The sequence below is a fragment of the Escherichia sp. KS167_9B genome (assembly GCF_030295215.1).
Classification (GTDB): Bacteria; Pseudomonadota; Gammaproteobacteria; order Enterobacterales; family Enterobacteriaceae; genus Escherichia; species Escherichia coli_F.
Map to the genome: position 1 here is coordinate 5190312 of NZ_AP025754.1, position 16690 is coordinate 5207001.

Genomic DNA, 16690 nt, shown 5'->3' on the forward strand with positions numbered 1-16690 from the left:
ATATCCGTGCAGTATATAGGCCTGCCAGAAAAGCAGTTCAGTATTCTTCATTTTGTAGTCGATGGTCCCAAGTTTGCTCTGGCTGGGAGCTGCATCGTCCACATTACGTGGGCAGGGTGGTTTCGCTATGCTACTTGAACGTTTTGACCATGTGGCTCAGGTAGCTAATATCAAAAGACGTCATTTTGTCTCCACGCCCACCTTGGTGAACATTCAATAAATAGTTTCGGTCGAGAGCAGTTATGTAGGGCTAGCAGACGAGATGCGCAGACATCTTGTTGAAGACAATTTTACTGACCACCTGAGAACGCTATTCTACCGAATAATATTTATTATCTTGGTGAATAATGATGATTACCTGTGTAACTATGGTTTTATGCTGATGGGACCGGCAGTACAATTTCTGTAGTGTACTCGCAATTTCAGGTCTCTGGCGTTTATTCTGGTGCAAAGGAGGTATGTGATGAAAACTTTGCTACCATGCCATTAAATGCGACCAATATCGGATTATCCATCAGTTGCTTGTTGTAGATTTCATTGGTTATAAAAATGCAAGGTGTAAAAGATGAAATTTATAATTATTAGTTAAGTGGCTAGTTTTATAGTAATTTAGACAATAGGATGTATGGAAAAATGGAAAAAGTTTATGATACCACTAGAATTAGTAATCTTGCTAACGACCCGAAACAGTTTTGTTCTTTTTTTTTGTGAGTACATAAAAAGAGATGATATTAGTATAGATATCGCCTTGGATGTGCTGAGAATATCTTCCATCTATTATAATAGATTTTCAGTTCAGACTGAAGTTGAGTATAACAATACATTCAAAAAATGTATTAATGAGCTAGTAAACTCATTTCCTGATAACATTGAACTAATCTCTGAGTTCGAGAGTCAATGTAAAATTATGCATGATATAAATAATTCTTTCTTTGCGGCTGCAAAATGTGCTGGTATTTGGCGTAAAAATACAAAAAAATCACATGCATTAATACTTAATCTCATCATGTTTTGTGAGATGTTTTTATCATCATTATCATCCTTGGTTGTGGTCAATGATCCTAAAAAAATGAAGAGGATTTTTCCATTATTTATCGTTTCTGAAAATATTAATATTCATGCTGAACCTGATATCGAATATTTTCGAGTTATCGATAGGGCATTTGATGAGGTAGCCAATTACACCGGAAGAATATTTTCTTATTTACGGACTCATGGGCCATTGAAACTAACTTCTTGTGTGAATAAACAAACCTTGCTTTCAATGGGAGGGTACCTTAATGAGTGGAATGTTTTTGACTCATTAAGCAGAGTAAGAGACTTTTTCAGACTAAGTAGTGCAGTATTTACAAAATTGGATAATAACATTTACTCTCTTGAGGTTGATAGTTTTTGTTTATACCGAGATTATGAGATTGCAAGAAATAGACTAATGATGAGAGCGTCACATCTATATAGCGAAGTTCATGAATTTAGAAACAAACATTTTCATCTAAATAGTTGGGTAAAGGATCATATGCCATCTTACTTAAATTCTGATGGCGTTTTTAGCTCATTTCATTTAAGCGAGTTGGAAAATATGTCTCCTGATGACCTTCATGAAGAATATGGGAATATATCATTATTTAATTGGGTGCACGCTTATCAATGTTTAGTCGAGTTATCTAAAGAAGAAATGAGCAAAAGATTTTCATCGACAAAACCTATACCCCTACAGTTGGATCGCTGGCTGATCATAAAAAGCCGTGAGAGTTGGTTATCATTCTTTCAACGTAAGGGGATTGCAGCAGATGCAGCAAAAAAACTGATAGATTATTTTACCTTCAATTCAAAATCACATGATCTTAATGATTGCCCATTTATTCCCTGTATGGACGGTTTATGCTTAATGCCTGCATTAATAGCAAATAGCTCAGTGACTCGCTCTCTAATGTCATTATTTGGTTCCAAAAAAATTTCTCAAGCAAGTAAAGGGCGATTTCATGAGCAACAATTTATAAAACAAGTTCGTGATGCGGGGATTAAAGCTTCTCCAATTGATGCTCATGCTAATTATCAGTACGATTGCGTGATTCTCCTGGATGATTGTTTGATTTTTACAGAACTAAAATCAAATGGTCAACCAATATATTATGGTAAGTACTATCAGCAAGTGTGTAACATCGTTGGAGATAGCTCATTAATACATGATCATAATAATAAATTTATGCGTTCTTATATTCAACAAATAAATCGAATTTCTGAACATTATCTTAATCATCTTGATGTGATCATTAAAGAATTCGAACTACCATCAACATGGCAACCCAAAGGTGTGTATAAGCTTATTGTTACTACAACTATGCTCGGTGGGAAATATCATGTGGATGATACATATGTAGCGGACAAATATGCATTATCTAGTTTTTTTCAACGAATACCTGGAGTGATATATCAAACAAATGAAAATGGAAAAATGGCGAAAAATATCATTGATGGGTTTGAGTGTTGCGAAGGGAAAATCACTATCGATAAGTTTATAGATTATCTTTCCTCTTTGCCCAGTATTAATGCTGTACGTAAAAATATAAAAAAATTAACTTATAGTGTTCGATTTAATGAAAAATTAGTCCATCACCCTTATTATGATTCTTGGGCTTTTGGCCCATATATTCGTAAGGGAAATGATTAGAGCAATTTATTATATAGTCCATGTTATTCACTGATTATATTATTGATAATATAATCAGTGAATAACTCTAATTTTTTTAATGTTGGGGTTTAGCCTGAAGTTGAAATTGGTACTACGGAACGGTATGATCATATCTCATCAAAATATCAAGGTAGTGATGATTTTCTACGCACCGATCCAGAAACGTGGATTTTATCATCACCATAAGCAATGGCAGCGACAACACCATCAATTTCTATATCAAAGGTGGTGAAATAAATTAGAAAATTGTTTATTTAATCCATTAGCGATAAGTTTTATTGTTATTTAGCCGAGATATATTCCATTGAAAAAAGTAAATTGGCACTGATATTATATCAAATGGGAATAATCCTTTTGTAAATAAGCTGAGGAATGTGTTAATTCACATCCAGCGCCTTATAAACCGCATCAACCGGTTCTGAGTAAAAACTTACCTGAAACTTGGTAAACAACTCTGCCGGAACTGTTGGAATATCCATAGCCGAGGATATCGGCAACAGAACTCGTTTTGCGCCGCTATCGAAGGCGAGTTGTAAACTAGCGGCAAGATCCTGCACTGATTATGTCAGCAATATTGAACATACTGCGATAGTTATCAAACTCACCCCCTAAAAACCTCTTTTCGATGCCACTCCACAAACCCCTCAAAAGGGTAATTTTTACGCACCTGTGGTAACGTAATAGTTTTCCCGTCAAAATCCCAGAATAGTTTCTCAACGATCCCTCCGCCGTTTACCGCATCCGAGACCAGTACCCGCATATTTTCATCCAGGCCAATCGATCCTTTATCAAAGGCTTTATGGTGAATTGCGCAAAGCGCCAGGCCATTAGGAATTTCACAAGGACCGCCGTGCTGTTTCCATTTTATATGCGCCGCTTCCAACGCGACGGTGGTGTCGTCGTGGCGCATATTAAAGCCACATATCGCGCACTGGTATTTATAAGCGCGTAATACATTTTTGCGAAATAACGGGTCGCGCTGTTTACGGATTTGCTGGAGATCAAAACCCAGCTCGTCAGCAATTTCTTCCTGAATACTCTCGGTGAAGTGCGCTTCGAGTATCTGTTGCGCCAGAGTATTGATGAGTTTTTTATTGCCGGTTACCAGGGCGTAGTGCTGTTCATCGAAACCGCCTGCAACGTGGTATTCGTTCAGTTCCTTCACTGGCGGTTGTCGGCTGCTCCCTGTTGTTGAGCAAAGCTCGGCATTGTGTAATTGCCAGAATCCGTCGCCTTGTAATCGCCAGAACGGCATATCAGGTCGGTACTGTGAACGCTGTGGCCCAAAACGTTCCAGTAAACTGTGCAGAGGTTCGTAGATTTCCGAGCCATAATCGAAAAGGCGCGGATGTCCATTCAGGTATCCCGCTAATACGTATAGCAATAACAATGGCTTATGCGGCGCGCGCTGTTCACCCTTGTGCCAGATTTTTATATTGGCAATTGCCTGCTGTAGCGATTTACTGGAAGCCATTGATATCCCTGGCAGTGAAATAATTGCGATCATGCTCGCAAATTTTCTGCTGTTCAAGCCTGCAAGTGAAGATATATTACCTTGATCTCATTTGTTTTTTTGCTGCCTGTTCTGAGAACGTATAAGGACATTCTCCATGAATAAACTCCCTGATCATCTTCCGCGGCGGTATATCATCGAAGCTATCCATTTATGGGATGCGGGAGAAACTCATCAGTTCCAGCCTGCGCGGTTGTATGAGATTGAATATCATGGCCGACGTTACCCCTCGAAGGCGATTGCTGGCATCGCAGCGACATTGATGACGGGGACGCAATTTACCCCTGCGGATTTCACCGGCGGAATAAAATCTAAATGCGTCAAACTACTCATAGAGCAGGGATTTCATATTCATCAGGATAAAGCCGCTGCGGCTCCCATAGCCGACGTTCTGTTCCCGGATGAGTTGCCGTCGCAGGAGACATACCTTGAAGGTGCGGCGATAAAGGTGACAGTAAACCGCTATGAACGCGATAAAAAGGCCCGAGATAAAGCGGTCGAACATCATGGATGCCAGTGCAACGTATGCGGCGTTGATCTGGTGAAGATCTATGGTGATATCGCTGAAGGCTTTATCCATGTGCATCACCTGGTGCCGCTTTCAGCCATTAAAGAGGATTACCAGCTGGATCCAGTTAATGATTTGCTTCCTGTGTGCCCTAATTGCCATGCGATGTTGCACCGACGCAAACCACCGTTTTCGCCGGAGCAGTTAAAAGCGTTGATGGATGCGAATAAATCAAATTAATGAACGCTCACCTTTCGCGCCAAAACTGCAAAATTGCTTCTACAAATCTGTCAGAAATAATCCCCCGACGGGCTGCTGAGCTGAAATGACTGCTTCGCAGTGACGTCGTCCAGTTCTCCGGTGACCGGTACGCTGAACCGTAATATCCCGTGCTTAAATCGTCCGGGTCTTCATCAGGCGCGTTCGTCAGTCCTCTTTCACCTTGTTGCTGGAAGTCGACGAAAATAATATTGGCTAAAACATTATTTTGATAATTGCCATAAATAGCTTCATACGCATGAGGGAAATTTTCTTTCCAGTACCAGGTGGTATCGCCGCAAAACCACGGCGCGTCAGTAATTTTATTAAGCTGAGAATGGTATTGTTTTAGATCCCTACGAAAGGCTTTAACCATATGATTAAAGTGTTGAGGGTGTGACGCGTAGTCACTGGCCATTAAGTCAAATTCGCCTTGCATCCAGCATACGCCGAGGAATTTGTTCTGCGGATTTTTTGCCAGTGCGGCTCGCGTTCTGCTGACTAAATCCTGGTATAGCGGAGTATCCGTTCCCCAACGACAAGCATCATGGCTGGCTCCGTGCCGTTCTGAATATGTCCCTTCGCTGCCCGCAGTAAAAGCCGATCCGCCACGGCAACATGGAACGATGAGAACCCCCGCGTTATCAGGAATAAAGGGCAGTAATTTCCGTGCAATATGCAGTGCCTGGCCAACGGTGCCGTACTGTGTTTGATGATTCGTTGCCAGAGGATGGTGATAACCCTGCATATCCTGAACATCGTGTGGGCAGTGAGTCAGTGGAATAATGTCGTTAAAGTGACATGACGGGCCTCCGGGATGCGTATGCGCAAATCTCGCTAATTGTTTAATTCTGGGATGAGGCGCATCTTCCCTGTCCGGTAATGGCAGTCCTTCGCCATACGCCATGGCATTAGACTGACCAGCAACGGTAAGAACATAGTAATAATCGGGCGATATTATTGCGTTCATATAATTTTCGCGTAATTGAAATGGCAAATTGATAGCAGAGCCCCTTTACTGGGGCCCTGAAGCGTTAGTTTTGCACTGTGACTTTATTATCCTTCACAGAGATCAATACTGAATCCGTTACCGCTTTGCCGCCTGCAGTTTCACCGCCAATAATCAATAGACTATTATTCCAGGGCAATGATACTCCGTAGGCCCGACCTTGCGACAATTCGCCCGATTTATCCCATTTCCCGTTATGCCAAAGATGAATATCAGTGCTATATGATTTTTTCAGGCCTTCATGCGCATAGTTCTTACCGTTCTGGTAATTTTCTCGTGAACCTTTGAATCCGGCCCCTCCGGCAAATATAAGTGAGTCATTGCTTATCCCCGCAAAACCGCCAGCAACGCCATCTGGTGATGAGACGGGAGCAAGTTTATTCCATTTTAAATTATTACCGGTGAAATCAAGTTCAAATACGGCATCCGTTCGTAGTCCTGGTTTGGCTTCACCATTAATAAGCCAGGTTTTATCGCCTTTATTCACAACCGCTGCACCAGCCGTCCCGTACCAGGGAGATTCGCCAGCGTAACTCCATTGCTGTGTTGAGGGATCAAAAGACAACAGAAACTTATTGAAGAAATAATCTTCTGCTTTTTTGTCAAAATAGTGGGCGTTGATTTTCTCTATAGCGGTTGAATCTTTTCCAGCTTCGTTGAGATCTTCAAAATAGCCATTGAAGATATTCTGGTTAACACCGCCAGTAACATAAGCCTTGCCGTTGTGTACAAAAGTCACATGGCCCGCCATACCCATCGGCGCGTGTGACATCAATTTAACCCAGCTATTGGTTTTGGGGTTGTATTTGTGTACGTCATTAAATACCTGAGTCAAGCCTTCGCTGTTTTTGCCAATGCCGCCAAATACGTACAGATTGCCATCAATAAATGCAGAGGTTGCTTGATCTCTCGGTCCGCCAGGGAATGCAGCTAACGCTGTCCATCTTTTATCTTTGGCCTGTGTATCCAGCTTGTACCATGCCGTACCTGCGCTACCTAAACCAATGTAGACAGTGTCGTTATCAATTGCTCCGGTACCACTTTTAAATGGCACAGGAGTTTCCGGTAATACAGACGCGTTTGCGGCAAATGAAGCCATCATGATAGCAAGCGCCGTTATTGTTTTATTCATTGTGACTGTCTCCTGTCTACTACAGTTTAAATGACACACCAATGCGATAACTGTTTTCTGATAAATTATCTCTGCCGTTATAAACACCCTGACGGTCAAGGTAGTCATATTCTATGTATGGCGTAATATCAGGCGTCATATGGTATTGTAGAACAAATGCATTTTCTGTCGCCCATTTCTTGTGGTTTGCATAGCGATAATCGTTCTGTTTGCTGTATAGCGTCGTTTGCCATGCGAAGGTGAAATCACTATTAATATGGTAAGTGACATATCCATCCCAACGATGAACGTTATCACGAGACATATCACCGGATAAGTCTTGTTGTCGGTAAGCTTTCCAGTCGTAACGATAGCGAATGCCAAAATTAAGATCTTTTGTCGCGTCCCAGGACAGTTTTACGTAGGGTCCGTAGCGTGTGCCGTTGCTGCTAAAATGCGTTAACATTCCCGGGCGCACCGTCCATTGATCATCAAGTTTAATCGCGTAATTAACTTCAACCTGAACATCATTGAGTGCGGCATTTTCCTTTTTATTATCATGAATGGTATTCCAGGTATTACTTTCCATGCTTGCCCACCATCCATTTTGCCATCCCTCACTGACTTTGAGTCGAGTCTCATAGGCGTGGCTTCCACTACGATATCCACCACGTACGTCCAGTGTCGCAGCTTGAGAAATTAATGGTGACGAAAAGCACAGTAATAATACGCCAGAAAGTATTTTAGCCTTTTTCATAAATTTCACTCATTTGTAGGATACAGAAAGCAATACAAAGCCCGCATAAACAATTAGCATTTATGTTGTGTAATATTTTTTGCCAGGCTTATAGTGTCTTTGGCAACCGATAGCTGTATTTTATATTTTTTGTATAATGTCTCCTGTGAAAAATCTCTTTCCACATTATTTAAATAAACAGAGATCCAGATTAAATACCTGAGTATAAAATCTCTTCTGATGTTTGATTGATTTGAATGTTCGTAAGCTATATCACTTACTCAATCCATTTTACCCAGAGTCATAAAATAGAGTGTCTGTTGATCTCATTTTCATATTCCTTTCAGACTGAAGTGCATTTTCATCACCCGATGTGAAAGAACTGAAGTGATGTTTGCCATAGATTACGAGATGCCCAGTCTCATTGACTATCGTGGTGCACCTTTATACCTGTTATACCAGATCAAAAATCACGCAATCCATACAACAAAACCAGATTTGCAATTCGTGTCACAAAATATGTCGATCTTTTTCTAAGAGGAAGATGCCATGTGAAGCCAGACGAACACTTGCGGTGGCCTTCACAAATCAAAGATATTTGATTAACTATTTGTTTTATATGTTATTTATTTGCGCTCTAAACAAGGGGCGCTTTGCTGGCTAACTCAGTGAGCGTGGTGAAAATAAGTGTTTACCCGCCATCAGGCTGAGCATAATTCTCATCATGAAATATGTTTCCAGGTTTGTGGCTTGTAACTGGTCACTTCTGAAGTCGATCAGGAGAGGCTTGTTGATGTTCAGTACGCATTGGTGTTTTCAGGATGATGCTTCACTTAGTTTGTTTGCCGTATCGCCCGGCGAATAGCTGTGATTGAAGAAGGTTTAAGACGTAGTGACCAAAGCCATATTTACCAATGAATGTAGATGAAAAAGCGTCGCCTGCTTTCCCCCATATCTCCAGGATAAAAAGGAATATAACAATCTCATGGCGTGAGTTGACGAACCAGACAGGAATAATAGCTAGGGACCTAAGCATTAGCATGATAATAGCCACTAAGAAATTACTGCGTTCCATGAAATAGCCATTTTGTGGCAAATGCAGTTGACTAATAATGTCATATGTGAGACGGCTAGTTGAACGAATATTAAATTTTGCTGAATTTTTTATGTTGATTTTACTTGTTACAGAACATATCACATGATATATAGATAAGATTGGTTGCATTAATGATGAGGGTTATTATTAGATTCGTATCAGATTGATAAATATATAAAGGTACATAGCATGCAAGAGCATGGCGTTTGTATGGCAAAGTTATTATAAGTAACTATCGCTACTCCATTTAAGTTCACTCAGAAGAACTGGTCCACTTACGTTAGTTATTAAGCAAACGTTCGCTTTTATAAACATAATCAGGATTAAAATGTTGGATTATTGCTAACCCAGCACAGCTAGTGCGCGTCTGTAATTATAAGGGAAAACGATGAAGAATAAGGCTGATAACAAAAAAAGGAACTTCCTGACCCATAGTGAAATCGAGTCACTCCTTAAAGCAGCAAATACCGGGCCTCATGCAGCACGTAATTATTGTCTGACTTTGCTTTGTTTTATTCATGGTTTCCGGGCGAGTGAAATTTGCCGATTAAGGATTTCGGATATTGATCTTAAGGCAAAGTGTATCTATATCCATCGATTAAAAAAAGGCTTTTCAACAACGCACCCGCTATTGAACAAAGAAGTTCAGGCTTTAAAAAACTGGTTGAGTATACGTACTTCGTATCCGCATGCTGAGAGCGAGTGGGTATTTTTATCACGTAAGGGGAACCCGCTTTCTCGGCAACAGTTTTACCATATTATCTCGACTTCTGGTGGTAATGCTGGGTTATCACTGGAGATTCATCCGCATATGTTACGCCATTCGTGTGGTTTTGCTTTGGCGAATATGGGAATAGATACACGACTTATCCAGGATTATCTTGGGCATCGCAATATTCGTCATACTGTCTGGTATACCGCCAGCAATGCAGGGCGTTTTTACGGCATCTGGGATAGAGCCAGAGGACGACAGCATCACGCAGTTTTATAGAGATAGATGAGATACCAGGGATGGTGTTAAAAAATACATTATTCTTACGATATATCAAAAATGATTAACCATTTATTAATTGATGTTATTGTAAGTGTGATTCTTAATTATCATAATAAACATTAAGTTAACCATATCCATACAAAATACAATGGTTTATGTTCTTCAAAATAAATAAACAAAATCATTCATAAATTTACACATCACTCAAGTTCTCCTGTTTCTGCACTTTTTTCTTTATTTTTTAAGCAACTGGAAGTTAATCCGCTGCAATCTATTGTTATATTGAATCAAATCAATGAAAATAGATGTTGTCACATCAGTGATATTTTATTTTTGTATGATATTTAATGTAATTGACTGATAGCCACATAACTTCCTGTGTGGTTATCTTTTTATCTATTGGGCTAATTTTAACCGATTGAGGTTTCCTATAGGTATTCATTCAAATATATCTCAGTCAGGAGTACTACTATTGTGAGTAAACGTCGTTATCTTACCGGTAAAGAAGTGCAGGACATGATGCAGGCGGTTTGTTACGGGGCAACGGGAGCCAGAGATTATTGTCTAATTCTGTTGGCATATCGGCATGGGATGCGTATTAGTGAACTGCTTGATCTGCATTATCAGGATCTTGACCTTAACGAAGGTCGAATAAATATTCGCCGACTGAAGAACGGATTTTCTACCGTTCACCCGTTACGTTTTGATGAGCGTGAAGCTGTGGAGCGCTGGACCCAGGAACGTATTAACTGGAAAGGCGCTGACCAGACCGACGCCATATTTATTTCTCGCCGCGGGAGTCGACTTTCTCGCCAGCAGGCCTATCGCATTATTCGCGATGCCGGTATTGAAGCTGGAACCGTGACGCAAACTCATCCTCATATGTTAAGGCATGCTTGCGGTTATGAACTGGCGGAGCGTGGTGCAGATACCCGTTTAATTCAGGATTATCTCGGGCATCGAAATATTCGCCATACTGTGCGTTATACCGCCAGTAATGCTGCACGTTTTGCCGGATTATGGGAAAGAAATAATCTCATAAACGAAAAATTAAAAAGAGAAGATGCCTGATGTAACTTATTGATAATAATATGAAAAGATAAAGAAATATAAGACAATTGGGGCCAAACTGTCCATATCATAAAAAAGTTTTGTATTTGTTCTCAAGCATAAAAATATAAAAAAACGACATAAAGCAACTAACTGTTTGATATGTAAATTGTTTCTCTTATAAATTAATTTCACATCACCTCCGCTATAGGTAAAGCTAACGTTTCTGTGTCTCGAAGCAACTTCCTCATTCATCTCTCCAAAAACCACCGTGTTCAATATAAAAATCCATAAAAGAATGTATTAATAGAATATAAATCCAAATAATAAACTAAGAAAGTTCGTGCGTAATGCTTTCCTCTATGAGTCAAAATGGCCCCAAATGTTTCATCTTTTGGGGAAGAACTGTGCAGTGTTGGCAGTCCAATTCGTTTCAAAACAAAGTGTACAGAACGACTGCCCATGTCGATTTAGAAACAGTTTTTTTAAAGGAAAGCAGCATGAAAATTAAAACTTTGGCGATCGTTGTTCTGTCGGCTCTGTCCCTCAGTTCCGCAGCAGCTCTGGCCGATACTACGACGGTAAATGGTGGGACCGTTCACTTCAAAGGGGAAGTTGTTAACGCCGCTTGCGCAGTTGATGCAGGCTCTGTTGATCAAACCGTTCAGTTAGGACAGGTTCGTACCGCATCGCTGGCACAGGACGGAGCAACCAGTTCTGCTGTCGGTTTTAACATTCAGCTGAATGATTGCGATACCAATGTTGCATCAAAAGCCGCTGTTGCCTTTTTAGGTACGGCGATTGATGCGACTCATACCAACGTTCTGGCTCTGCAGAGTTCTGCTGCAGGTAGCGCAACAAATGTTGGTGTGCAAATTCTGGACAGAACCGGTGCTGCGCTGGCGCTGGACGGTGCGACATTTAGTGCAGAAACAACCCTGAATAACGGTACTAACACCATTCCGTTCCAGGCGCGTTACTTTGCAACCGGTGCCGCAACCCCAGGTGCTGCTAATGCGGATGCGACCTTCAAGGTTCAGTATCAATAACCTACCCAGGTTCAGGGACGTCATTATGGGCAGGGATGCCCACCCTTGTGCGATAAAAATAACGATGAAAAGGAAGAGATTATTTCTATTAGCGTCGTTGCTGCCAATGTTTGCTCTGGCCGGAAATAAATGGAACACCACGTTGCCCGGCGGAAATATGCAATTTCAGGGCGTCATTATTGCAGAAGCTTGCCGGATTGAAGCTGGTGATAAACAAATGACGGTCAATATGGGGCAAATCAGCAGTAACCGGTTTCATGCGGTTGGGGAAGATAGCGCACCGGTGCCTTTTGTTATTCATTTACGGGAATGTAGCACGGTGGTGAGTGAACGTGTGGGTGTGGCGTTTCACGGTGTCGCGGATGGTAAAAATCCGGATGTGCTTTCCGTGGGAGAGGGGCCAGGGATTGCCACCAATATTGGCGTAGCGTTGTTTGATGATGAAGGAAACCTTGTACCGATTAATCGTCCTCCAGCAAACTGGAAACGGCTTTACTCAGGCTCTACGTCGTTACATTTCATCGCCAAATATCGTGCTACCGGGCGTCGGGTTACTGGCGGCATCGCCAATGCTCAGGCCTGGTTCTCTTTAACCTATCAGTAATTGTTCAGCAGATAATGTGATAACAGGAACAGGACAGTGAGTAATAAAAACGTCAATGTAAGGAAATTGCAGGAAATAACATTCTGCTTGCTGGCAGGTATCCTGATGATCATGGCAATGATGGCTGCCGGACGCGCGGAAGCAGGAGTGGCCTTAGGTGCGACTCGCGTTATTTATCCGGCAGGGCAAAAACAAGTACAACTTGCCGTGACAAATAATGATGAAAATAGCACCTATTTAATTCAATCATGGGTAGAAAATGCCGATGGTGTAAAGGATGGTCGTTTTATCGTGACACCACCTCTGTTTGCGATGAAGGGGAAAAAAGAGAATACCTTGCGTATTCTTGATGCCACAAATAACCAATTGCCACAGGATCGGGAAAGTTTATTCTGGATGAACGTTAAAGCGATTCCGTCAATGGATAAATCAAAATTGACTGAGAATACGCTACAGCTCGCAATTATCAGCCGCATTAAATTGTACTATCGCCCGGCTAAATTAGCGTTGCCACCCGATCAGGCCGCAGAAAAGTTAAGATTTCGTCGTAGCGCGAATTCTCTGACGCTGATTAACCCGACACCCTATTACCTGACGGTAACAGAGTTGAATGCCGGAACTCGGGTTCTTGAAAATGCCTTGGTGCCTCCAATGGGCGAAAGCACGGTTAAATTGCCTTCTGATGCAGGAAGCAATATTACTTACCGAACAATAAATGATTATGGCGCACTTACCCCAAAAATGACGGGCGTAATGGAATAACGCAGGGGGAATTTTTCGCCTGAATAAAAAGAATTGACTGCCGGGTAATTTTAAACCGGAGGAATAATGTCATATCTGAATTTAAGACTTTACCAGCGAAACACACAAAGCTTGCATATTCGTAAGCCTCGTCTGGCTGGTTTTTTTGTTCGGCTCTCTGTTGCCTGTGTTTTTGCCACACAGGCACCTTTGTCATCTGCCGAACTCTATTTTAACCCGCGTTTTTTAGCGGATGATCCCCAGGCTGTGGCTGATTTATCGCGTTTTGAAAATGGGCAAGAATTACCGCCAGGGACGTATCGTGTTGATATCTATTTGAATAATGGTTATATGGCAACGCGTGATGTCACATTTAATACGGGCGACAGCGAACAAGGGATTGTTCCCTGCCTGACACGCGCGCAACTTGCCAGTATGGGGCTGAATACGGCTTCTGTCTCCGGTATGAATCTGCTGGCGGATGATGCCTGCGTGCCATTAACCTCAATGATCCAGGACGCTACTGCGCAACTGGATGTGGGTCAGCAGCGACTCAATCTGACGATCCCTCAGGCATTTATGAGTAATCGCGCGCGTGGTTATATTCCTCCAGAGTTATGGGACCCCGGTATTAATGCCGGATTGCTCAATTATAATTTCAGCGGAAATAGTGTACAGAATCGGATTGGTGGTAACAGCCATTATGCATATTTAAACCTACAGAGTGGGTTAAATATTGGTGCGTGGCGTTTACGCGACAATACCACCTGGAGTTATAACAGTAGCGACAGTTCATCAGGTAGCAAAAATAAATGGCAGCATATCAATACCTGGCTTGAGCGAGACATAATTCCGTTACGTTCCCGGCTGACGCTGGGTGATGGTTATACTCAGGGCGATATTTTCGATGGTATTAACTTTCGCGGCGCACAATTGGCCTCAGATGACAATATGTTACCCGATAGCCAAAGAGGATTTGCCCCGGTGATCCACGGTATTGCGCGTGGTACTGCACAGGTCACTATTAAACAAAATGGGTATGACATTTATAATAGTACGGTGCCACCGGGGCCTTTTACCATCAACGATATCTATGCCGCAGGTAATAGTGGTGACTTGCAGGTAACGATTAAAGAGGCTGACGGTAGCACGCAGATCTTTACCGTACCCTATTCGTCAGTCCCGCTTTTGCAACGTGAAGGGCATACTCGTTATTCCATTACGGCAGGAGAATACCGTAGTGGAAATGCGCAACAGGATAAACCCCGTTTTTTCCAGAGTACATTACTCCACGGCCTTCCGGCTGGCTGGACAATATATGGTGGAACGCAACTGGCGGATCGTTATCGCGCTTTTAATTTCGGTATCGGGAAAAACATGGGGGCACTGGGCGCTCTGTCCGTGGATATGACGCAGGCTAATTCCACACTTCCTGATGACAGTCAGCATGACGGGCAATCGGTGCGTTTTCTCTATAACAAATCGCTCAATGAGTCAGGTACGAATTTTCAGTTAGTGGGTTACCGTTACTCGACCAGCGGGTATTTTAATTTCGCTGATACAACATACAGCCGAATGAATGGCTACAACATCGAAACACAGGATGGTGTTATTCAGGTTAAGCCGAAATTTACCGACTATTACAATCTCGCTTATAACAAACGCGGGAAATTACAGCTCACTGTTACTCAGCAACTCGGGCGCACATCAACACTGTATTTGAGTGGTAGCCATCAAACTTATTGGGGAACGAGTAATGTCGATGAGCAATTCCAGGCTGGATTAAATACTGCTTTCGAAGATATCAACTGGACGCTCAGCTATAGCCTGACGAAAAACGCGTGGCAAAAAGGACGGGATCAGATGTTGGCTCTTAACGTCAATATTCCTTTCAGCCACTGGCTGCGTTCTGACAGTAAATCTCAGTGGCGACATGCCAGTGCCAGCTACAGCATGTCACACGATCTCAACGGTCGGATGACCAACCTTGCGGGCGTATACGGTACGTTGCTGGAAGACAATAACCTCAGCTATAGCGTGCAAACCGGCTATGCCGGGGGAGGCGATGGTAATAGCGGAAGTACAGGCTACGCCGCGCTGAATTATCGCGGTGGCTACGGCAATGCCAACATTGGTTACAGCCATAGCGATGATATTAAGCAGCTCTATTACGGAATCAGCGGTGGGGTATTGGCTCATGCCAATGGCGTAACGCTGGGGCAGCCGTTAAACGATACGGTGGTGCTTGTTAAAGCACCCGGCGCAAAAGATGCAAAAGTTGAAAACCAGACGGGGGTGCGTACCGACTGGCGCGGCTATGCCGTGCTGCCTTATGCCACAGAATATCGGGAAAATAGAGTGGCGCTGGATACCAATACCCTGGCTGATAACGTCGATTTAGATAACGCGGTCGCTAACGTTGTTCCCACCCGTGGGGCAATTGTGCGAGCAGAGTTTAAAGCGCGTGTTGGGATAAAACTGCTCATGACGCTAACCCATAATAATAAGCCGCTGCCGTTTGGGGCGATGGTCACATCAGAGAGTAGCCAGAGTAGCGGCATTGTTGCGGATAATGGTCAGGTTTATCTCAGCGGGATGCCTTTAGCGGGAAAAGTTCAGGTGAAATGGGGAGAAGAGGAAAATGCTCACTGTGTCGCCAATTATCAACTGCCACCAGAGAGTCAGCAGCAGTTATTAACCCAGCTATCAGCTGAATGTCGTTAAGGGGGCGTGATGAAAAGCAAACCTTTTTATCTTCTGTGCGCTTTTTTGTGGCTAGCGGTAAGTCACGCTTTGGCTGCGGATAGCACGATTACTATCCGCGGCTATGTCAGAGATAACGGCTGTAGTGTGGCCGCTGAATCAACCAATTTTACTGTTGATCTGATGGAAAACGCGGCGAAGCAATTTAACAACATTGGCGCGACGACTCCTGTCGTTCCATTTCGTATTTTGCTGTCACCCTGTGGTAATGCCGTTTCTGCCGTAAAGGTTGGGTTTACCGGCGTTGCAGATAGTCACAATGCCAACCTGCTTGCACTTGAAAATACGGTGTCAGCGGCTGCGGGGCTGGGAATACAGCTTCTGAATGAGCAACAAAATCAGATCCCCCTTAATGCGCCATCCTCCGCGATTTCGTGGACGACCCTGACGCCGGGTAAACCAAATACGCTGAATTTTTACGCCCGGCTAATGGCGACACAGGTGCCTGTCACTGCGGGGCATATCAATGCCACGGCTACCTTCACTCTTGAATATCAGTAACTGGAGATGCTCATGAAATGGCGCAAACGTGGGTATTTATTGGCGACAATGTTGGCGCTCGCAAG

Annotated in this window: 13 protein-coding genes and 2 pseudogenes; 10 read left to right on the forward strand and 5 right to left on the reverse strand. The window is 42.8% G+C overall.

The genetic code is table 11. From position 1 onward, the window contains the following. Positions 1-646 precede the first annotated feature (646 nt). Positions 647-2671 carry a hypothetical protein gene (locus QUE34_RS25760; RefSeq protein WP_286338894.1) on the forward strand — a complete coding sequence of 675 codons (2025 nt, stop codon included), beginning with the start codon at positions 647-649 and terminating at the stop codon, positions 2669-2671. Between the two features lie 398 nt (positions 2672-3069). On the opposite strand, the pseudogene QUE34_RS25765 reads toward QUE34_RS25760, so the two are convergent. After that, positions 3070-3249 (reverse strand): annotated as a pseudogene (locus QUE34_RS25765) (hypothetical protein); the annotation flags it as partial. 44 nt (positions 3250-3293) lie between these two features. After that, complete coding sequence (locus tag QUE34_RS25770) at positions 3294-4166, reverse strand: phosphorothioated DNA-binding restriction endonuclease (protein ID WP_105268504.1); 873 nt, start codon at positions 4164-4166, stop codon at positions 3294-3296. 136 nt (positions 4167-4302) lie between these two features. Here QUE34_RS25770 and QUE34_RS25775 point away from each other — a divergent pair, with 136 nt between their 5' ends. Continuing rightward, the gene (locus QUE34_RS25775; RefSeq protein ID WP_105268505.1) at positions 4303-4953 is read left to right on the forward strand and encodes an HNH endonuclease; all 651 of its coding nucleotides are present in this window, start codon (positions 4303-4305) and stop codon (positions 4951-4953) included. Continuing rightward, on the forward strand, positions 4953-5042 hold the full coding sequence (locus QUE34_RS28685) for a hypothetical protein (RefSeq protein ID WP_418134933.1): 90 nt from the start codon (positions 4953-4955) through the stop codon (positions 5040-5042). Before QUE34_RS25775 ends, QUE34_RS28685 begins: the two co-directional genes overlap by 1 nt. 332 nt (positions 5043-5374) lie before the next feature. On the opposite strand, the pseudogene QUE34_RS28690 reads toward QUE34_RS28685, so the two are convergent. The 3 genes and pseudogenes from QUE34_RS28690 to nanC form a co-directional block, all read right to left on the reverse strand. Next, positions 5375-5941 (reverse strand): annotated as a pseudogene (locus QUE34_RS28690) (sialate O-acetylesterase); the annotation flags it as partial. A 64-nt stretch (positions 5942-6005) separates the two neighbouring features. Then, entirely contained in the window at positions 6006-7112 is a 1107-nt protein-coding gene (gene nanM, locus QUE34_RS25785; RefSeq protein ID WP_105268507.1) for an N-acetylneuraminate epimerase, read from the reverse strand. A gap of 19 nt (positions 7113-7131) precedes the next feature. Further along, a complete protein-coding gene (gene nanC, locus QUE34_RS25790) occupies positions 7132-7848 on the reverse strand; it encodes an N-acetylneuraminic acid outer membrane channel NanC (protein WP_001295734.1) in 717 nt (238 codons plus the stop codon). A gap of 1463 nt (positions 7849-9311) precedes the next feature. Between nanC and fimB the strand changes: the two genes are divergently transcribed. The 7 genes from fimB (at position 9312) to fimF (ending at position 16625) form a co-directional block, all read left to right on the forward strand. Continuing rightward, positions 9312-9914, forward strand: a complete 603-nt coding sequence (fimB, locus tag QUE34_RS25795; protein WP_000790582.1) for a type 1 fimbria switch DNA invertase FimB — start codon at positions 9312-9314, stop codon at positions 9912-9914. 477 nt (positions 9915-10391) lie between these two features. After that, positions 10392-10988: a type 1 fimbria switch DNA invertase FimE gene (gene fimE, locus QUE34_RS25800; RefSeq protein ID WP_000044720.1), complete on the forward strand. Its 597-nt coding sequence runs from the start codon at positions 10392-10394 to the stop codon at positions 10986-10988. A 479-nt stretch (positions 10989-11467) separates the two neighbouring features. Then, positions 11468-12016 carry a type 1 fimbrial major subunit FimA gene (gene fimA, locus QUE34_RS25805; protein WP_105268510.1) on the forward strand — a complete coding sequence of 183 codons (549 nt, stop codon included), beginning with the start codon at positions 11468-11470 and terminating at the stop codon, positions 12014-12016. A 64-nt stretch (positions 12017-12080) separates the two neighbouring features. Beyond that, positions 12081-12620, forward strand: a complete 540-nt coding sequence (gene fimI / locus QUE34_RS25810) for a type 1 fimbrial minor subunit FimI (protein WP_000824095.1) — start codon at positions 12081-12083, stop codon at positions 12618-12620. Between the two features lie 36 nt (positions 12621-12656). Then, on the forward strand, positions 12657-13382 hold the full coding sequence (gene fimC, locus QUE34_RS25815) for a type 1 fimbria chaperone FimC (RefSeq protein WP_001403893.1): 726 nt from the start codon (positions 12657-12659) through the stop codon (positions 13380-13382). 66 nt (positions 13383-13448) lie between these two features. Continuing rightward, on the forward strand, positions 13449-16085 hold the full coding sequence (fimD, locus tag QUE34_RS25820) for a fimbrial usher FimD (protein WP_105268511.1): 2637 nt from the start codon (positions 13449-13451) through the stop codon (positions 16083-16085). 9 nt (positions 16086-16094) lie between these two features. Further along, the gene (gene fimF, locus QUE34_RS25825) at positions 16095-16625 is read left to right on the forward strand and encodes a type 1 fimbria minor subunit FimF (RefSeq protein ID WP_001355117.1); all 531 of its coding nucleotides are present in this window, start codon (positions 16095-16097) and stop codon (positions 16623-16625) included. Positions 16626-16690 lie beyond the last annotated feature (65 nt).

What these genes read in the sequence shown, in the direction of transcription:
- QUE34_RS25760 (WP_286338894.1), top strand. Translation starts at nt 647, where the DNA reads ATGATACCACTAGAATTAGTAATCTTGCTAACGACCCGAAACAGTTTT.
- QUE34_RS25770 (WP_105268504.1), bottom strand. Translation starts at nt 4,166, where the DNA reads ATGGCTTCCAGTAAATCGCTACAGCAGGCAATTGCCAATATAAAAATC.
- QUE34_RS25775 (WP_105268505.1), top strand. Translation starts at nt 4,303, where the DNA reads ATGAATAAACTCCCTGATCATCTTCCGCGGCGGTATATCATCGAAGCT.
- QUE34_RS28685 (WP_418134933.1), top strand. Translation starts at nt 4,953, where the DNA reads ATGAACGCTCACCTTTCGCGCCAAAACTGCAAAATTGCTTCTACAAAT.
- nanM (WP_105268507.1), bottom strand. Translation starts at nt 7,112, where the DNA reads ATGAATAAAACAATAACGGCGCTTGCTATCATGATGGCTTCATTTGCC.
- nanC (WP_001295734.1), bottom strand. Translation starts at nt 7,848, where the DNA reads ATGAAAAAGGCTAAAATACTTTCTGGCGTATTATTACTGTGCTTTTCG.
- fimB (WP_000790582.1), top strand. Translation starts at nt 9,312, where the DNA reads ATGAAGAATAAGGCTGATAACAAAAAAAGGAACTTCCTGACCCATAGT.
- fimA (WP_105268510.1), top strand. Translation starts at nt 11,468, where the DNA reads ATGAAAATTAAAACTTTGGCGATCGTTGTTCTGTCGGCTCTGTCCCTC.
- fimI (WP_000824095.1), top strand. Translation starts at nt 12,081, where the DNA reads ATGAAAAGGAAGAGATTATTTCTATTAGCGTCGTTGCTGCCAATGTTT.
- fimD (WP_105268511.1), top strand. Translation starts at nt 13,449, where the DNA reads ATGTCATATCTGAATTTAAGACTTTACCAGCGAAACACACAAAGCTTG.
- fimF (WP_001355117.1), top strand. Translation starts at nt 16,095, where the DNA reads ATGAAAAGCAAACCTTTTTATCTTCTGTGCGCTTTTTTGTGGCTAGCG.